Origin of the sequence: Natrinema caseinilyticum, from assembly GCF_024227435.1 — an archaeon.
Lineage (GTDB): Archaea > Halobacteriota > Halobacteria > Halobacteriales > Natrialbaceae > Natrinema > Natrinema caseinilyticum.
The window spans coordinates 471,712-486,989 of record NZ_CP100446.1 but is presented as its reverse complement, the minus strand read 5'-3'; the positions used below and the strand labels follow the sequence as shown (position 1 = coordinate 486,989).

Sequence of the window (15,278 nt, the reverse complement as noted above, 5' to 3'; positions counted from 1 at the left end):
AATTCTCGACCACTCGCGGTACTGCGACGAACAATCTTTCGCATCGTCGTAGTGTCGGCTCGAAATTCAGTGACTTTCTTTGTACTGACTCACGACCTCCTGCATCGTTTCCTGCCCGTCACCAAAGAGCATCAGGCAGTTGTCTTCGGCGAACAACGGGTTCGGGATGCCGGAGAACCCGGGACTGAGGCTACGTTTGTTGACGACGACGGTCCCCGCCTCCGCGACGTTGAGGACGGGCATCCCGGCGATCGGGCTCGAGTCGTCAGTATTCGCGAGCGGATTCACGACGTCGTTCGAGCCGATCACGATCACGACGTCGGTCTGGGCGAAGGTCGGATTGACCTCCTCGAGTTCTTTCATCTTGTCGTAGGGAACGTCCGCTTCGGCCAGGAGCACGTTCATGTGCCCCGGCATTCGGCCTGCGACGGGGTGAATGCCGAATTCGACCTCGACGTCGTCTTCGTCGAGCAGTTCGGCGAGTTCGGCGACTGCGTGTTGTGCCTGGGCGACGGCCATCCCGTAGCCGGGAACGATGACGACCCGACCGGCGGTGTCGAGGAGCATGTCGAGCTCTTCGGGGGAGGTCTCCGTGATGTTGCCCTCGTAGATTTCGTCCATCTCTTCGGAGGAGGCGGCCGCCTCGCCGAACCCGCCGAAGAGGACGTTCGCCAGCGAGCGGTTCATCGATTCGCACATGATGACCGTGAGGATGATGCCGGCCGCACCGACGAGCGTACCGGCGATGATCAGCGCGCTGTTCCCGAGGACGAACCCGGTCCCCGCGGCGGCCAGGCCGGAGTAGGCGTTCAACAGCGAGATGACGACGGGCATGTCCGCGCCCCCGATGGGGATGACGAGCATCACCCCGAGCACCGAGGCGGCGACGATCAGGAGCCAGTAGGAGGGCACCATCGACCCCTGGAGCACACCTGCGAGCACGTCCGGCTGGACGATCATGTACACGCCGCTCAGAACCGCGACCAGCAACAACACCGCCTTGACGACGTGTTCACCCGTGTATCGAATCGCCGATCCGGTGACCACGCCGTGTAACTTGCCCGCGGCGACCATACTTCCCGTGAAGGTGACCGCGCCGACGATTCCGGATGCGGCCGCAGCGGTCCCCACCTCGGCTGGAATCGCACCGCCGTTTACGGTCCCGAGCTGGAAGACCTCCGCGCCCGCGACGAGCGCCGAGGCACCGCCACCCAGCCCGTTGAACAGCCCGACCAGCTGGGGCATCTCCGTCATCTCGACCGTCGTTGAGAGTCCCACGCCGAGGGTCGCACCGACGACGAGCCCACCGAGGAGCACCTCGGGTCGGAGGATGTCGAACCAGAGGACGGTCGCACCGACGGCGACGAACATCCCCGCCGCTGACGTGAGATTCCCGCGAACCGCAGTCCGTGGGTGCGTCATGTCCCGCAACCCCTGGATGAACAGGATCGCGGCGATCAGATAGACGAGCGAGAGGACCGTCTCGGAGAACAGTTCCACCATCCGTCAGTCACCTCCTCCGTGAAAGTCAGAGAGCATGAAGTGGCTCACCATGTAGCCGCCGACGACGTTGACCGTCGCCATGACCACCGCCAGGAAGCCGAGCGCCGTCGCCAGGGTGGACGAACTCGAGCCGGCGACGACGACCGCGCCCACCAGCGTGATGCCCGTAATGGCGTTGGAACCGGACATAAGCGGCGTGTGGAGCGTCGCCGGAATCTTCGTGATGACCGAGTAACCGAGGAACGCGGCCAGTACGAAGAACGTCAGGTACGTAACGATCTCGCTCATCGGTCCCTCCGTTCGACGGCGACTGCGGTGCGTTCGTCGGTGCGGCGATTATTCGTCATCGGTCGCCTCCGCGGTCGTCTCTTCGTCTTCGTCGCCTGCGGCGTCGTCGGATTCGCCCTCCGCCTCTTCGTCATCTTCTTCGTCGGACTGTTCGTGCGGGTTTCGGATCGTTCCATCGTGGGTGAGCATCGTCGCGTCCACGATTTCGTCTGTGGCATCGATCGTGAGTTCATCGTCTTCGAGTAAATTGTCGAGAAAATTGGTTACGTTGTTCGCGTAGAGTCGACTCGTCGTGCGAGAGACAGTTCCCGGCAGATTGGTGGGGCCGAATACGGTGACACCCTCGTAGGTGACCGTCTCGTCCGCCCGCGTGGGTTCGCAGTTACCGCCACCTTCGGCCGCGAGGTCGACGATGACCGACCCCGTCTCCATTCCCTCGATCATCTCGTTGGTCACGAGTTCCGGAGACGGTTTGCCGGGGACGGCCGCCGTCGTAATTACGACGTCGGAGTCGGCGATCACGCGATTCATCATCTCGCGTTGTTTCCGGTAGAACTCCTCGTCCTGTTCTCTGGCGTGGCCCTCCTCGTCGGACGCGTCGTCAGTTTCCAGGTCGAGTTCGACGAACTCCGCGCCGAGGCTCTCGACTTCCTCTTTTACTTCCGGTCGGATGTCGTAGGCACGCACGTTGGCACCGAGTCGGTCCGCCGTCGCGATCGCCTGCAGACCCGCGACGCCGGCACCCACGACGAACACGTCCGCGGGTCGGACGGTTCCCGCCGCAGTCATCTGCATCGGGAACAGCTTCGGCAACTCCTCGGCCGCGACCAGGGCGGCCTTGTAGCCGCCGACGCTGGCCATCGACGAGAGCGCGTCCATACTCTGTGCTCGACTGACCCGCGGGATGAGCTCGAGTGCGAACGCGGTGACGTCGCGCTCGGCCAGCGTCTCCAGTTCGTCCTCGAGACCGTACGGTCCGAGGAGCCCGATCACGAACTGGCCCTCGGCGTACGGGTCGGCTTCGCCGTCCGGCGCGGCACCGAGCCCGCGGACCTGAAAGATCACATCGGCCCGTTCGAAAACCGCGGCGCGGTCGTCGACCAGTTCACATCCGACGTCCTGGTACTCAGCATCACTCCAGCCCGCATCCTCGCCGGTACCGGCCGAAACGAGAACGTCGAACCCACGCTCGACGAGGTCCTCCGCGACAGAAGGTGTCAGCGCGGCTCGCGTCTCGTTTTCCGCATCCTCACTTGGGACACCGATTATCATAGCGATTTTCTCTACCGACAACTGATATGTATATATATGGTTTTAAATCATCCAATTCGGCAAATTTCCCCTCTTGGCAATATCACGTTCTGGCTCCCTCGAGAAGCGAACAGGTCGTCGCGCCGATTCGGCGGTACTACACGTTGGACTGCCCAACGAGTGCGATACGGCAGAATGTGACGAAACTACGAAGCGCGAACGAACACGTCGCACTCCCTCAGACGATCGAACTCTCCTCGTCCACCGCCGCCGTGAGGTGTTCCTGGCCCCACTTCGCCATCTCCTGGATGACCGGTTCGAGCGATTCGCCGTGTTTGGTCGGCGAGTACTCGACGCGCACCGGTTTTTCGCTGACGATTTCCCTGTGTATCAACTGCTTCTCCTCGAGATCCGCCAGGACGTCCGAGAGGACCGTACTCGAGATTCCGTTAGTCGGGTACCGCGTCGTAACTGATATTCAGCCACGTAGCAGCGGACTGGCCGCAGCTCCGCCCACTTCTCGGGGATCGGCATCGGTGCCGTCGATGGCTCTCGCGCCGTTCGAGGCCACTCATCGATAGCCATACCTCCTTGATGTGGAGAACACCGTTATTCTCGGTCCGTCGAGACGCGTTCGACGTCTCGAAGTATTCAACTTCGTGGCAGTTTAGCAGGGTAGCACAACCATTACTACGATTCGCACAAGGTATCGGATAATGAGGGATACGATGGCCGGCGGTCGCTGGCGGGCGCTCCTGCTGGTGGGGTTCGCCGAACTGTTCGCGATGACGCTGTGGTTCAGCGCCTCAGCCGTCTCTCCAGAGTTGACGCAACTGTGGGAACTCTCGGATGCGCAACAGGCGTGGCTAACCAACGCCGTCCAGTTGGGATTCGTCGTCGGCGCGCTACTGTCTGCCAGTCTGACGATTTCGGATACGTTTCAGCCCAGGTACGTCTTCGCCGGATCGGCGGTCCTCGGTGCTGCTGCGACGGCCGTCCTCGCAGCGTTCGTCACCACCGCCCTGCCGGCTATCCTGCTGCGATTCGTGACGGGTGTCGCGTTGGCAGGTGTCTATCCGACCGGAATGAAGATGATGGCAGGCTGGTTCAAGACGGGGCGGGGAATGGCCATCGGCGTCCTCGTCGGCGCATTGACGGTCGGCTCGGCCGCGCCACATCTCCTCCGAGTGATCGGTGGCGTCGGAAACCCACGGCTCGTTCTCTATGGATCGGCGACCATCGCACTGGTCGGCGCCGTTCTCGCCTTGTTCTACAGAGAGGGACCGTACCAACCGGACCCGTCGCCGTTCGACCCGCGAGCCCTCGGGCGTATCCTGCGCGACCGGAGCGTCATCCTCGCCAACGGAGGCTACTTCGGACACATGTGGGAGCTGTACGCCGTCTGGACGTGGATTCCCGTGTTTCTGGTGGCCAGCTTCACTCATCGAGGCGTACGGAACCCCCAGGAACTCGCTTCACTGCTTACGTTCGGGACTATCGCCGTGGGTGGCATCGGTGCGTGGTTGGCCGGGTCGGCAGCCGACCGCTGGGGGCGGACGACCGTCACGGCGACGAGCATGATCGTCAGCGGTTCGGCGACCGTGCTCGCCGGTTTCGTCTTCGGCGCTCCGGTGTGGGTGGTCGCACCGTTCGTCTTGCTCTGGGGGTTCGTTATCGTCGCGGACTCGGCGCAGTTCTCGGCTGCCGTCTCGGAACTGGCCGATCCGGGTTACGTCGGCTCTGCGCTTACGTTTCAGACGGCAATCGGCTTCCTTCTCACGATCGGTTCCATACAGCTGACACCCAAAATCGCCGAGATGGTGGGGTGGAGATGGGCCTTCGCACCGCTCCTGATCGGACCGCTGCTGGGAACGATATCGATGGTGTTGCTGCGCCGTCACCCGGACGCGAACAAGCTCGCGGAGGGTGTCGGTTGAGAGTGTCGCATCCGTCTGCTGTGTACCATGCGCTCCAATTGGACCGCCAACGAGGAGTGTGACAATTTCGAGGTGGCTGAGCGATGCGACGCGGGGACGAGCGTGCTGTATCGCCTTCGCCGTTGATTACGCATCTTCGGGATCACCACACGACGTTCGTCACCGTGATCCAGCGATGCGGCCGGGGACGCTCCCGATCGACCGTCGAACGGCGTAGTAATCCTGGCCCTCGTCACATTATGCCGGCATTTCCTCGTCCGCACGTGCGAGGGAAATGGAGCGACCGTCCTCCTCGGATCGGTAGACGGAGTCGATGATCTTCTGGACCATCAACCCCTGGTCGAACGTGTTACACGCCGGGGGTTCGCGAGTCGCAACTGCCTCGAGGAACATCTCGAGTTGCGTTTCGTGCGGCGTCAGCTGTGGCGTGGCGGTGATCTCGGACGTCCGATAGTGAGGTGTTCCCCTCGTGCTCGTGTGGTGGATCGTCAGCGAGTCACCGCCGAGTTCGAACGTCGCGCCCCCGTCCGTTCCGCGGACGACCACGTCGTTTCGCGACGTCTGCGAGGCAGCCCACGCCACTTCGACGCTGACCGTGCGGTCGTCTGCGGTTCGGATGAACGCGCTCGCGGAGTCGTCCACTGCGAAGGACGTTCCGTCACCGTCCCAGTCGCTCGATTCCGGACGGTCGGGATCGACGTACTTCCATCGCCAGCCGAATTCGGACCGGCTGATCCCCGTCGCCTCGACCACGCGGGGGAATCCGAGCACGTAGAGGGCGAGATCGATCGCGTGAACGCCGATGTCGATCAAGGCACCACCGCCGGCGTGCTCCGGATCCGTAAACCAGGAATTTCGCCCCGGAATGCCGCGACGTCGGACGTAGTCGACCTGTACGTGCGTCACGTCACCGAACGCGCCGTTTGCCTGGTACTCCTTGAAGGCGGTCGTCGCTGGCGAAAATCGGTTGTGAAAGCCCACCATTCCGAACCCGTCTGCCGTCCGTTCCGCTCGAGCGATTCGTTCGGCGCTCTCGAGCGTGTGTGCCAGTGGCTTCTCGATGAGTACGTTCATCCCGCGTTCGAGTGCCGCCACGGCCGTCGGTTCGTGGAACTTGTTCGGCGTCGCGATGATCACGGCGTTTGGCTCTTCGCCTTCGTAGAGCGCCTCGTGGGTGTCGTACGTTCGCGCGCCGAACTCCTCGCCGAATCGCTCTCGCGTCTCCGAGTCGACGTCGGCGCCGCCGACGACCCGATGGCCGAGGGACTGGACCGATCGGGCGTGTTGTACTCCCATGCCTCCGAGTCCGACGACGCCCACACGAACCGATTCCTTCGTTGGTGCTGATTGTGCCATGGTTACTATACACTATCAACTTACGTTTGGTGTCCTAAAAGCGTTAGCACACTGCAAGGTATCCGGGTTACGACGTCTTCACCCCGATACCGCCCCCGTCTTCGGTTCACACCGATGTGTGATAGATCGGGGCGGTGAGAATTCGCGAAGCGACTCCGTGCGCGACCAGCGGGCCACCGACGGAACGACGCCACCTCGAGCGATCGAATCCGACGTCTCGGCCGAGAGGCCGAGTTCGGGATAGTGGGCGACGCCGGCGCTGCCGTACGCACCGACGATGGCAACGTGCGCTTCCGTGCAGAAAGCGTGTACAGCGAGGGCTTACGGTTTCGGTGACGCGGCGTGCAAGCGAGAGGGAATCCGATTACCTCGACGTACCGCCGGACACGGACTGAGTACCGAACTACCCCACCGAAGACTGTTCACCCGCGTCGCGGTACTCTCGATATGGATCTCCACGCGTTTCGAACGACGTCCGGTGGTAGCGTGACTGCAGTTACCGCCGACGAGATGCGCGAGGTCGATCGAGTCGCCGTCGAAGAATACGGATTGTCCCTGCTCCAGATGATGGAACAGGCCGGTCGCGGACTCGCCCGCGAGGCGCTAGCCCTCACCCGGGACGGCCCGGTCGTCGTCCTCGCCGGCGGCGGTGGCAACGGCGGTGGCGGCCTCGCGTGCGCTCGCCATCTCGCAAATCGGGAGCTTCCGGTAACCGTGGTCCTCGATCGGGAGCCGGCGGAACTCGAGGGCGTCGTCGCGAGACAGTGCGAACTACTCGAGCGCACGGGACTCTCGATCCGGACCGACGTTTCGACCGTCGAAACGCCGGCACTCGTCGTCGACGCGCTCGTCGGATACGGCCTCGAGGGGGCGCTCCGTGGCCCGTCGGAGGAACTCGTCCGGTGGGCGGACGACGCTGCGACGCGGGTCCTGTCGCTCGACGTTCCGTCCGGTATCGACGCGACGACGGGCGACGAACCCGGCGCCGCAATTCGGCCAGCACGAACGCTTACGCTCGCACTTCCGAAAACGGGGCTTTGCGAGACGACCGCCGAACTCGTCCTCGGCGACATCAGCATCCCGTCCGCCGTTTACGAAGCGATCGAAATACCCTACGAACCGCCGTTCGGCCGGGAGTTTGCCGTTCGGCTCGAGGCGACGGATTGATCCGCCCCGTCTTGATTTCGGTGGTCGTCGCCACGTTCGGAGGCGAGAAATTCGAGACGATTCCCGTTCCCCGCCCGAGGGCCCGCCCGGACAAGACCGTTCCGCCCGAGTCTGCGGCCACCGATGACGAGGACGTCAAAATCGGACATTCGAGCGGAACGTTCATCAGGAACGTATAAATAGCGACGGGCGGTCGTTCGTCGAGGAAACACACCCGACAAGAACACGTCGATCGGAGAAATAGCTCGAACTCCCGTGAGCCCTTGAGTCGACGCCGAACGAGAGGATGGGACGGTTTTCGGGATCAGTGCGTGGAGGCTTCGATCTCCGCGTAATACGTTTCTTTCGACCAGTCCCCGGTGAGATACGCGGTTGCCCACTCCGGTTCGAGAAAGACCATGAAGTCCGTGATCTCGTTCTCGTCCAGGGCGGTGGGCATCGATCGATAGTCGAACCCCCGGTCGACGATGTCGGCGTAGGCGTCTCCGAGTATCTGGACGTCAGCCTCGAGGCCACCGCTATCGGTGTATTCCGGGACGAACATGCTGTGGAATTGCCAGTCGGCAACCGAGAGGTCGTCATCGATCGTTTCGACCATCTCCGCAGCGAGCGCTCTCGTTTCCTCGCTGATCTCACTTCCGACGTCGCCCTGCGGAACGTCGTCGCCGGTTTCCCGTTCTGTCTCCTCCTCAGTCTCGTCGGTCGTTCCGAGACAGCCTGCGATCGTTCCGACGCCGACGGTAATCCCGAGAGTCAGAACGGATCGTCTCGAGACGCCATCGATCGCGTCGTACGTATTTCGTTTCATATTCGTTTTCCGGTCGGTCGATTCCTACGAGGACACGGGTACGGGCACGTAAAAACGTGTGCTCGATCGTGCATCGGACACGAACGATCGATTAGTGGACACGAACTCAGCGTCGCTCGTGACACGACAGTCCGACCCCGAGTGAGCGTGAGTACCTGTTTCACACATTGCGCCTCGAACCGTCCGGGTTCTTTCGTCCAGGCGTATTCCAGAAAGCGAAGCGCCGGCGACGACCCCGGCACGATCGTGGAAGACCCCGTCCGGACGAGCGCCCCGCTACCGCCCGAAAGCGGCGTCCGATCGGTCAGTGCGTCGGTCTCGACTCTACGTACTCGTTGGCGTCGTGGATCGCGATCGAAACGGGAATCAGTGCGATCGGGCCCACAAGAACCGACTCGAGAAGCGAGGACGAACTCGCGTCGAGGGGACTGGACTCGCTCGGTGTCAACGGTGGTCCCGCGGTCGCCATTCCGACGCCGAGTGCGACGGTCAGCGCGATGAGCGCGAGTTGGCTCGGTTGCGCCGCCGCCCGGAGCGTCCAGAGCCTCGGCACTCGTTCGGAAAGCGTCGAATTACAGCCCCACCGATCGGCCTTCGATGTGTTCACGGACGAGTTCCGTACGGACGACCCGTCGTTTCGCCGATCGCCGACGGCTTTCCGACGGTTCGCCTGGAGTCACTGTGACGCTCCCACCACGTCGATCGTGCCGGCGACGGACACCAGACTCGCGAGCAGCAGGGTCTGCATCGACAGTCGGCACGGATACGGTGTTCGATAGCCACACACCGGGTGACGCCAAGACGGCGTCGTTCGAACTCGGTTGTTTCTGGGCTCCGACGCGGCGTTCGGCGCAGATGACGGTGTCGTGCGGACGCGAGTCGACTACGCTGGCGGAGCGAAATCCGACCCGTCCGACGAGATTCGTGGCAACCGTACGGAAGTCGTCCAGACCGAGTACGATCCTGTACAGTTCTCGTTCGGTGAGGTACTCAGGTGAGCGGTTTCGGGACTTCATCAGCCTCAGCAACCCCAGAAAGGGTAGTATCGGATATCCGATTCACCGAGACGGCCGACCAGCACGTACGACTGCCGGCGGTTCCGAACGAGAGTGACCCAGCCAGGACCGGATCGAAACGCGTCACGAATCACTCGATCGCGTCCATCTGACAGAGGTCGACCACCGGAAGTTCGGTCGCCGCGGAAAACGATGGACCGAGTTGTTTTGCTCGCGTCGTCCGTAGTTTCGACTATGCCGACCACGTGCGCGCTCTGTCGGCGCATCGTTCCCGACGAGACGATCAGTGATCCACAGGTCGTTCAGAAACACCACCTGCGACCGGAAGACCGAGCGGAAAGTCCGACGGTGATGCTGTGTCGCCCGTGCCACAAGCAGATTCACGCAGTGTTCACGAACGAAGAGTTGCGAGAAGACTACGACACGATCACCGCACTACGTGTAGCGGGTCGACTCCAGGAGTACCTCGACTGGATTCGGAACACCGAGAAGCTCGACATTCGGATCTCGACAAATTCTCGCGGACGTGAGCGGACGGGGTGACGCTAGCGTGTCCCTGTGAAACGATGCCAGAAGCCAGGACGAGGGGCCAGTAAGCAAAGTGGTTCCGGTCGAAAGAGAAGCGCATGCCACACGTTCGCGTGTTGAGTACCGGCGGAACGATCGCATCGACTGCTGGACCGAGAGGGGCGACACCCTCCAAAAACGGTGACGATCTTATCGCTGCCGTCCCTCGACTGACGGAAATAGCGGAGATCGATGTCGACGCCGTCTGTGACGAACTCAGTTTTCATCTCTCGTTCTCGAACGTCGCATCGTTGGCTCAGGCCGTCGAACGCGCAGCCCAAGACGGTGTCGACGGTGTCGTCGTCACCCACGGGACTGACACGATGGAGGAATCTGCGTACTACCTCGATCTGGTGTGTGACGCGACGGTTCCGGTCGTGTTCACCGGCGCACAGCGTCCCGCGGATCGGCCGGGCGCGGATGGACCGGCGAATCTTCTCCAGGCGGTCCGCGTCGCAGCCGACGACCGCTTTGCGGATGGCGCCTACATCGCCTTCGGAAATCTCGTCCACGCGGCCAGATGGGTGACGAAGGCGCGGGCAGGTCGTCCGGATGCGTACGCATCGCCCGATGCGGGTCCCGTCGCAGAAATCACGGCCGACGGGCTGTCTCTCCGACGCGATCCTCGCAGCGAGTCGGTATCGCTTCCCACCGTCGAGACACCGGCCCGGGTCGAACTGATCCCGAGCGGCCTGGCCGTCGGCGCCCGGCAACTCGAGCGCGCCGTCGCCGATGGCGTCGACGGACTCGTCTTGGCGGCGAGCGGGATCGGGAATACGACGCCCGAGATCGGTGACGCGGTCGCCGACGCAGTCGATAGCGGTGTTCCAGTAGTCGTCGCAACACGGTGTTTCGACGGTGCTGTGGGGGCTCGGTACGGCGGTCCGGGCGGCAGTCAGACGCTGCGCGATCACGGGGCGATTCCGGCCGGTGATCTGCCGCCCTGGAAAGCGCGGATCAAACTCGGCCTGGCGCTATCGGCCTCCGACGACTACGAAGACGTCCGTACGGCGTTCGAACGCCAACGCGGCGCAGTGGAGCGATCTGTCAGTACTACGTGAAGGCACGTCGTTCGAGGGAGGAACGAGCCCATTTCGCTCGTTCTCGTGCCGCCGGTTCGGCACGCGTCCGAACGCGCTTGGCAACCGTTCCTGCCGTGTCGGACGTCCGGACGTGTATCCGATTCTTCGAAGACACAGACGATCGTACTCGTCGACATCGACGGAAAGGCACCGGTTCGCGTGTCCCCGTTCAGCTTTCCGATCGTCGAAATTCACGTCCACCGACGTGGATAGCCCGTTGCGATCGGTGGGCACTCGCGGATGGCGTCGTCTACGTATTTGAGAGGATCCGATTTAGATCGTCGAGATCGAACAGTGACCAGTTGTCGTCGAGATCGTCACCGAGACCGTCGTCGAATCCACTTTTCGAGAAGATAGCGAACCGTTCCGAGCGATCGCGTGGGCCCCACCGGACGCTGTCAGCTTTCGCTCGAAGGTCGGCAACAAGTCCACGGCCAACCGGGTCGCCGGTCCATTTGCACTCGGCGAGGAGGATACGGTCAGCAGCGGGGGCGAGACCGACGATGTCGATTTCCTCTTCGCCGTACCACCATCGCCCGACGTCGGAGTACGATGCGAGGTCGCCGCGTCTGATCAGTTCCCAGACAGCTTCCTCACAGACGTCTTCGAAGGTTGTTGCGACGTGCATCGGTAAATCGGGCTCGATGGTGCCGTCGAAAACGAGCGAGGGTGCTTCTTCGATGCTGGAACGGTTCGGCTCGACGTAGCGGAACCAGAACCGGAGAAACTCATCAGCAACGTGATATCGGGAGCGTTTGGATTTCTGGCCGGACGCCGTGACTGGGACACTGCGGTCGAGGAGCCGGAGGTTACGAAGCGTTTGGAGATACTTCGAAAGTGGCCCCGAATCGATTCCAGTTGCTCCCGAGATCTCGTTCGGAGTGGTGTGGCCCAGTGCCACTGCTTCGAGAATGCTCAGATACCGAGCGGGATTTCGCAGTTCGGTCCGGAGCAGGAACTCCGGTTCGTTGTAGAGTACTGCCGTCGGCGACAGGATATGCGTCTGGATGTTCTCGGCCAGCGATCGCCCGTAGTCGAAGAGAGTCAGGTACATCGGCGTGCCACCGGTAACCGAGTACGATCGGATCGCGTCCGCAATATCGTCGGAGATAACGGCTCGAGCCTCCCGAAACGAAAACGGTTTCAGATCGATCTGCCCGGTACGGCGGCCGTACAGCGGACTTTCGTGGCCGAGTACCTCGGACTCCATGGTACTCACACTCGATCCACAGAGGACGAGCATCGAGTCCGTCTCCTGAAGTCTTTCGTCGACGAACGCCTGGACGTAGGACGGGAGCGAGTCGTTCTCCGCGACCAAATACGGGAATTCGTCGACGACGACGATTCGGTCTTCGACCGCGAGCCTATCGCCCAGATAGTCGAACGCATCGTCCCACCCGTCGGTTCGTGGAACGCGATCGTCGAACGAATCGGCCACTTGCTCCACGAATTTCTCGCGCTGGCGATACGCTGCCTCTTGAGCGGCGAGATAGTAGAGATGCGGGCGGTCGGCGCAGAATTCTTTGAGGAGCGCTGTCTTTCCGACGCGCCGGCGTCCATAGACGACGTAGAACTCGTGCCCGGGTGATTCAAAAGCGGTTCGTAACGATTCGAGTTCGTCGTCCCGGTCGTAGAAGGTCATACTTTGCCTAATGATTACTGCGATAATGACTTCTGTGTTTCGGTCTGCACAGACGAGTGGGGCCACTGAGACTCGTCGAAACGACGCGACTCAGTATCGGCGAAGCGTTGGGCATCACGTTTGCCTCGAAGGGGTCGGTCTCCGAAGTACTCGCGAACGGCCTGCGCACCGCTATCACCAGAGATTATGTCGCCATTTTCGGTTACAGAGCTGATGGCTAGTGCAGGTGAGAATCGGCTCCGAGTAGTTCTCGAAGAGACGCGCTGGCGGCGACGTCGACGTAATTATCGTCTCCGAGAACTGTCGCGCCTGCCGAACGATGGCGTACCGGTCGGTGAGTGGGTCGAATGCACTTCCTGACGGCAGGTTCGCCGTCCATCTCGATAGCGGCGCGGACGTCTCGATCGGAGCGTGAGTCCGTGTCGGCTTCTGGTCGAAGAGGTGGCACACGGTCGAGAGTCGTTCACCGTGGCGTCGAACCGCTCCGTGACCGGAACGATAAACGCGGCGGATCGGTCGTCGTCGGTTCGTGTTCGAGACGGGCGTCGGCGCGTCTCTCGAGAAAACCTCGCGTCACCCGGTACGTACTGGGAGCGAGCATACCGGTTCCGACAGAGGAAGCCGCTCCATCGGTCGAAACGATTATGATTCCAAATGTTAGCTTTTCAATGTGAACGGAATACAGTCCGCGTTTACCGCGGGTCTTTTGGCGGCCGTTGGCACGGCAGTGACGCTCCTCGTACACCCGACGTTTATCGAATCGGATGTGACACACGCGGTTCTGGACGGACTCTTCGTCGGCGCGACCGTCTATATCGGTATGAATATCCTGGACCGAACGGTGAATTCGGAGTAGATCACACGCAGTCCGAAGACGTCGACCACACCTCGCACCGGGTCTGCCGACGGACGCCACGCCGGTTTCGGGCCGGTTCGACCTCGGTCACGCGCCATCGAAGTCGCCTCCGGTGCGATTCAGACCGACCGCCCGTGCTCTCGACCCGTTCGACGATCCTTCTCCTCCTGGCAGCCACACGACGAGGAAGCGGGGCATCGATCGGGTATCCGACCAGAAGCCGACTGGCGCTCGAGTGAGAGAGGGGTCCCGCGAACGTCAACGGTGAATTGGTACAGAATGCCGATTATGCACCCGCGGTGAGACCGATCGATCGAGACCGTCTCCCCAAATGAACGCTACAAAACACTGGCACCGTTTCTCACCGATCGAATCGAACGATCGACGAACGTGTCACGGGACGATCCTGCCGAAGCGGAGTCGAGCTTCCATTCGGTTTTCATGAGCACGAACAGGCGGTCCCTTTTCATGGCGGTCGGGTCGATGGGCGTGGCGGGATCGCTGGTGCTCGGATCGAACAGAAGTGAGGAGTCGGTGGGGGACGGATCCGCCCCCCGAATCGAGCCGATGTTCAGCTATCCGTCGGTGTTCGGACTGCCCGACGACGTGCACGAACGAACGGTCCTCGACCTGCTGCGACGGGCCGTTCACGGGACGTCGGTACACCTCACGTCCTACACGGTCACGCGCACTCCCTTGGCGACGGCGTGTCTCGCGGCCGCCGACCGCGGCGTCGACGTCAACGTCCTGCTGGACGACCACCTCGCCGATGCGGACGCACCGCGGCGACTCCGCGAAACGTCGGTCGGTCGCGTCTCGCTCACCATCGACGGGGGTATCGGCGACGGGAGTAATCACAACAAGTTCCTGCTCGTGGAGGAACTGGAGACCGGAGAGTCGAACGTCGTGTGGCAGTCCTCGTCGAACTTCACGAACACGCAGCGGTACCTCCACAACACGTCGGTCGTATTTCGCGGCGACGACGACCTCTACGACGTCTATCGGAGTTACTGGAACGAACTGGCCGCTGGCGTCACCGACCGCCACTACAATCGCACGGCAGAGACCGACTCGGCGACCGTGTACTTTTCGCCTCGATCCGACTTCGATACGCACCTCGCGGCCCTGGAGGACGTCGTTCCGACCCGCGACGCGACGGTCAGATTCATGTACTCGATTTGGAACGAGAAGCGTTCCGCGGTCGTCGACCGCGTCAGGGAACTCGTCGACGGCGGTTGTACGGTCGAGGTAATCCTCAACGGGAACAGATCCACCGTCGGCCACCGCCTGCGACGAGCGGGCGCGGACGTGCTCGAGTACCCGTCGACCACCCTGGGACGCGTCACGCCGGGGCAGCCACCGAACGTCCACTCGAAAACTATGCTCGTCGACGCCGACGTCGACGTGGACGGCGAAACGGAACGTCGACGCCTCGTCTACACGGGCTCGCAGAACTTGAGCAAAAACGGCTTGTCCCACAACGACGAGACGCTCCTTCGGATCGAAGACGACGACGTCTACTCCCAGTTCGTCCGGGACTGGGAGCGCGTCCACGAACAGGGGCGTCGCCTGGCCAGCGGCGACGTAACGGCGATCATTCGATCTCACTGGTGACGCGTTTCGGAGCACGAGTCCGTCGGCTCCCTCGTCCCCGTCGAACGGTTTCGCGCGTCCACGGAGGCGCTCGAGCCGTGAGACGAAGTCGTCACGGCGAACGAAGAACGCACGACCGAACGATAGCGGCGCCGGACGCTCCCGCCTCGACGGCATCCGGCGACCGGTTCCGGGGATCAGTCCGTACCAGT

General features: G+C 62.4%; 14 protein-coding genes and 1 pseudogene. 6 read left to right on the top strand and 9 right to left on the bottom strand.

Going from position 1 to position 15,278, the window contains the following annotated elements; all coding sequences use genetic code 11:
* Positions 1 to 66 precede the first annotated feature (66 nt).
* From NJT13_RS21635 to NJT13_RS21620, 4 genes and pseudogenes are all read right to left on the bottom strand, one after another.
* A complete protein-coding gene (locus NJT13_RS21635; RefSeq protein WP_254525606.1) occupies positions 67 to 1,503 on the bottom strand; it encodes an NAD(P)(+) transhydrogenase (Re/Si-specific) subunit beta in 1,437 nt (478 codons plus the stop codon).
* Positions 1,504 to 1,506: 3 nt separating this feature from the next.
* Positions 1,507 to 1,791 (bottom strand): NAD(P) transhydrogenase subunit alpha part 2, encoded by a 285-nt coding sequence (locus NJT13_RS21630; protein ID WP_235218034.1) that lies wholly within the window; start codon positions 1,789 to 1,791, stop codon positions 1,507 to 1,509.
* A 48-nt stretch (positions 1,792 to 1,839) separates the two neighbouring features.
* On the bottom strand, positions 1,840 to 3,063 hold the full coding sequence (locus NJT13_RS21625; protein WP_254525605.1) for a Re/Si-specific NAD(P)(+) transhydrogenase subunit alpha: 1,224 nt from the start codon (positions 3,061 to 3,063) through the stop codon (positions 1,840 to 1,842).
* A 217-nt stretch (positions 3,064 to 3,280) separates the two neighbouring features.
* Positions 3,281 to 3,490: pseudogene (locus NJT13_RS21620) on the bottom strand (winged helix-turn-helix transcriptional regulator); the annotation flags it as partial.
* Positions 3,491 to 3,758: 268 nt separating this feature from the next.
* Here NJT13_RS21620 and NJT13_RS21615 point away from each other — a divergent pair.
* Complete coding sequence (locus NJT13_RS21615; protein WP_254525604.1) at positions 3,759 to 4,979, top strand: MFS transporter; 1,221 nt, start codon at positions 3,759 to 3,761, stop codon at positions 4,977 to 4,979.
* A gap of 237 nt (positions 4,980 to 5,216) precedes the next feature.
* On the opposite strand, the gene NJT13_RS21610 is transcribed toward NJT13_RS21615, so the two are convergent.
* Entirely contained in the window at positions 5,217 to 6,335 is a 1,119-nt protein-coding gene (locus NJT13_RS21610) for a Gfo/Idh/MocA family protein (protein ID WP_256549434.1), read from the bottom strand.
* 447 nt (positions 6,336 to 6,782) lie between these two features.
* Here NJT13_RS21610 and NJT13_RS21605 point away from each other — a divergent pair, with 447 nt between their 5' ends.
* Positions 6,783 to 7,502, top strand: coding sequence for an NAD(P)H-hydrate epimerase (locus NJT13_RS21605; RefSeq protein WP_254525602.1), 720 nt, complete (start codon positions 6,783 to 6,785; stop codon positions 7,500 to 7,502).
* Positions 7,503 to 7,806: 304 nt separating this feature from the next.
* Here NJT13_RS21605 and NJT13_RS21600 read toward each other — a convergent pair whose 3' ends face one another.
* Together NJT13_RS21600 and NJT13_RS21595 are read right to left on the bottom strand one after the other, a co-directional pair.
* Positions 7,807 to 8,310, bottom strand: coding sequence for a hypothetical protein (locus NJT13_RS21600; protein WP_254525601.1), 504 nt, complete (start codon positions 8,308 to 8,310; stop codon positions 7,807 to 7,809).
* A 304-nt stretch (positions 8,311 to 8,614) separates the two neighbouring features.
* Positions 8,615 to 8,917: a hypothetical protein gene (locus NJT13_RS21595; RefSeq protein WP_254525600.1), complete on the bottom strand. Its 303-nt coding sequence runs from the start codon at positions 8,915 to 8,917 to the stop codon at positions 8,615 to 8,617.
* Between the two features lie 214 nt (positions 8,918 to 9,131).
* On the opposite strand from NJT13_RS21595, the gene NJT13_RS23605 reads away from it, so the two are divergent.
* The 3 genes from NJT13_RS23605 (at position 9,132) to NJT13_RS21585 (ending at position 10,954) form a co-directional block, all read left to right on the top strand.
* Positions 9,132 to 9,308, top strand: a complete 177-nt coding sequence (locus NJT13_RS23605) for a peptide-methionine (S)-S-oxide reductase (RefSeq protein ID WP_425499822.1) — start codon at positions 9,132 to 9,134, stop codon at positions 9,306 to 9,308.
* Positions 9,309 to 9,560: 252 nt separating this feature from the next.
* Positions 9,561 to 9,869 (top strand): hypothetical protein, encoded by a 309-nt coding sequence (locus NJT13_RS21590; protein ID WP_254525599.1) that lies wholly within the window; start codon positions 9,561 to 9,563, stop codon positions 9,867 to 9,869.
* 83 nt (positions 9,870 to 9,952) lie between these two features.
* On the top strand, positions 9,953 to 10,954 hold the full coding sequence (locus tag NJT13_RS21585) for an asparaginase (protein WP_254525598.1): 1,002 nt from the start codon (positions 9,953 to 9,955) through the stop codon (positions 10,952 to 10,954).
* Positions 10,955 to 11,225: 271 nt separating this feature from the next.
* Here the strand turns inward: NJT13_RS21585 and NJT13_RS21580 are convergent, their stop codons facing one another.
* The gene (locus tag NJT13_RS21580) at positions 11,226 to 12,617 is read right to left on the bottom strand and encodes an ATP-binding protein (protein WP_254525597.1); all 1,392 of its coding nucleotides are present in this window, start codon (positions 12,615 to 12,617) and stop codon (positions 11,226 to 11,228) included.
* Positions 12,618 to 12,834: 217 nt separating this feature from the next.
* The gene (locus NJT13_RS23715) at positions 12,835 to 13,065 is read right to left on the bottom strand and encodes a hypothetical protein (protein WP_484549619.1); all 231 of its coding nucleotides are present in this window, start codon (positions 13,063 to 13,065) and stop codon (positions 12,835 to 12,837) included.
* A gap of 876 nt (positions 13,066 to 13,941) precedes the next feature.
* On the opposite strand from NJT13_RS23715, the gene NJT13_RS21575 reads away from it, so the two are divergent.
* The gene (locus NJT13_RS21575) at positions 13,942 to 15,087 is read left to right on the top strand and encodes a phospholipase D-like domain-containing protein (protein ID WP_254525596.1); all 1,146 of its coding nucleotides are present in this window, start codon (positions 13,942 to 13,944) and stop codon (positions 15,085 to 15,087) included.
* Positions 15,088 to 15,278: the final 191 nt, after the last annotated feature.

Bases quoted from the DNA above. Each gene is read 5' to 3' on its own strand.
- NJT13_RS21635 (WP_254525606.1), bottom strand. From the start codon at position 1,503: ATGGTGGAACTGTTCTCCGAGACGGTCCTCTCGCTCGTCTATCTGATC.
- NJT13_RS21630 (WP_235218034.1), bottom strand. From the start codon at position 1,791: ATGAGCGAGATCGTTACGTACCTGACGTTCTTCGTACTGGCCGCGTTC.
- NJT13_RS21625 (WP_254525605.1), bottom strand. From the start codon at position 3,063: ATGATAATCGGTGTCCCAAGTGAGGATGCGGAAAACGAGACGCGAGCC.
- NJT13_RS21615 (WP_254525604.1), top strand. From the start codon at position 3,759: ATGAGGGATACGATGGCCGGCGGTCGCTGGCGGGCGCTCCTGCTGGTG.
- NJT13_RS21610 (WP_256549434.1), bottom strand. From the start codon at position 6,335: ATGGCACAATCAGCACCAACGAAGGAATCGGTTCGTGTGGGCGTCGTC.
- NJT13_RS21605 (WP_254525602.1), top strand. From the start codon at position 6,783: ATGGATCTCCACGCGTTTCGAACGACGTCCGGTGGTAGCGTGACTGCA.
- NJT13_RS21600 (WP_254525601.1), bottom strand. From the start codon at position 8,310: ATGAAACGAAATACGTACGACGCGATCGATGGCGTCTCGAGACGATCC.
- NJT13_RS21590 (WP_254525599.1), top strand. From the start codon at position 9,561: ATGCCGACCACGTGCGCGCTCTGTCGGCGCATCGTTCCCGACGAGACG.
- NJT13_RS21585 (WP_254525598.1), top strand. From the start codon at position 9,953: ATGCCACACGTTCGCGTGTTGAGTACCGGCGGAACGATCGCATCGACT.
- NJT13_RS21580 (WP_254525597.1), bottom strand. From the start codon at position 12,617: ATGACCTTCTACGACCGGGACGACGAACTCGAATCGTTACGAACCGCT.
- NJT13_RS21575 (WP_254525596.1), top strand. From the start codon at position 13,942: ATGGCGGTCGGGTCGATGGGCGTGGCGGGATCGCTGGTGCTCGGATCG.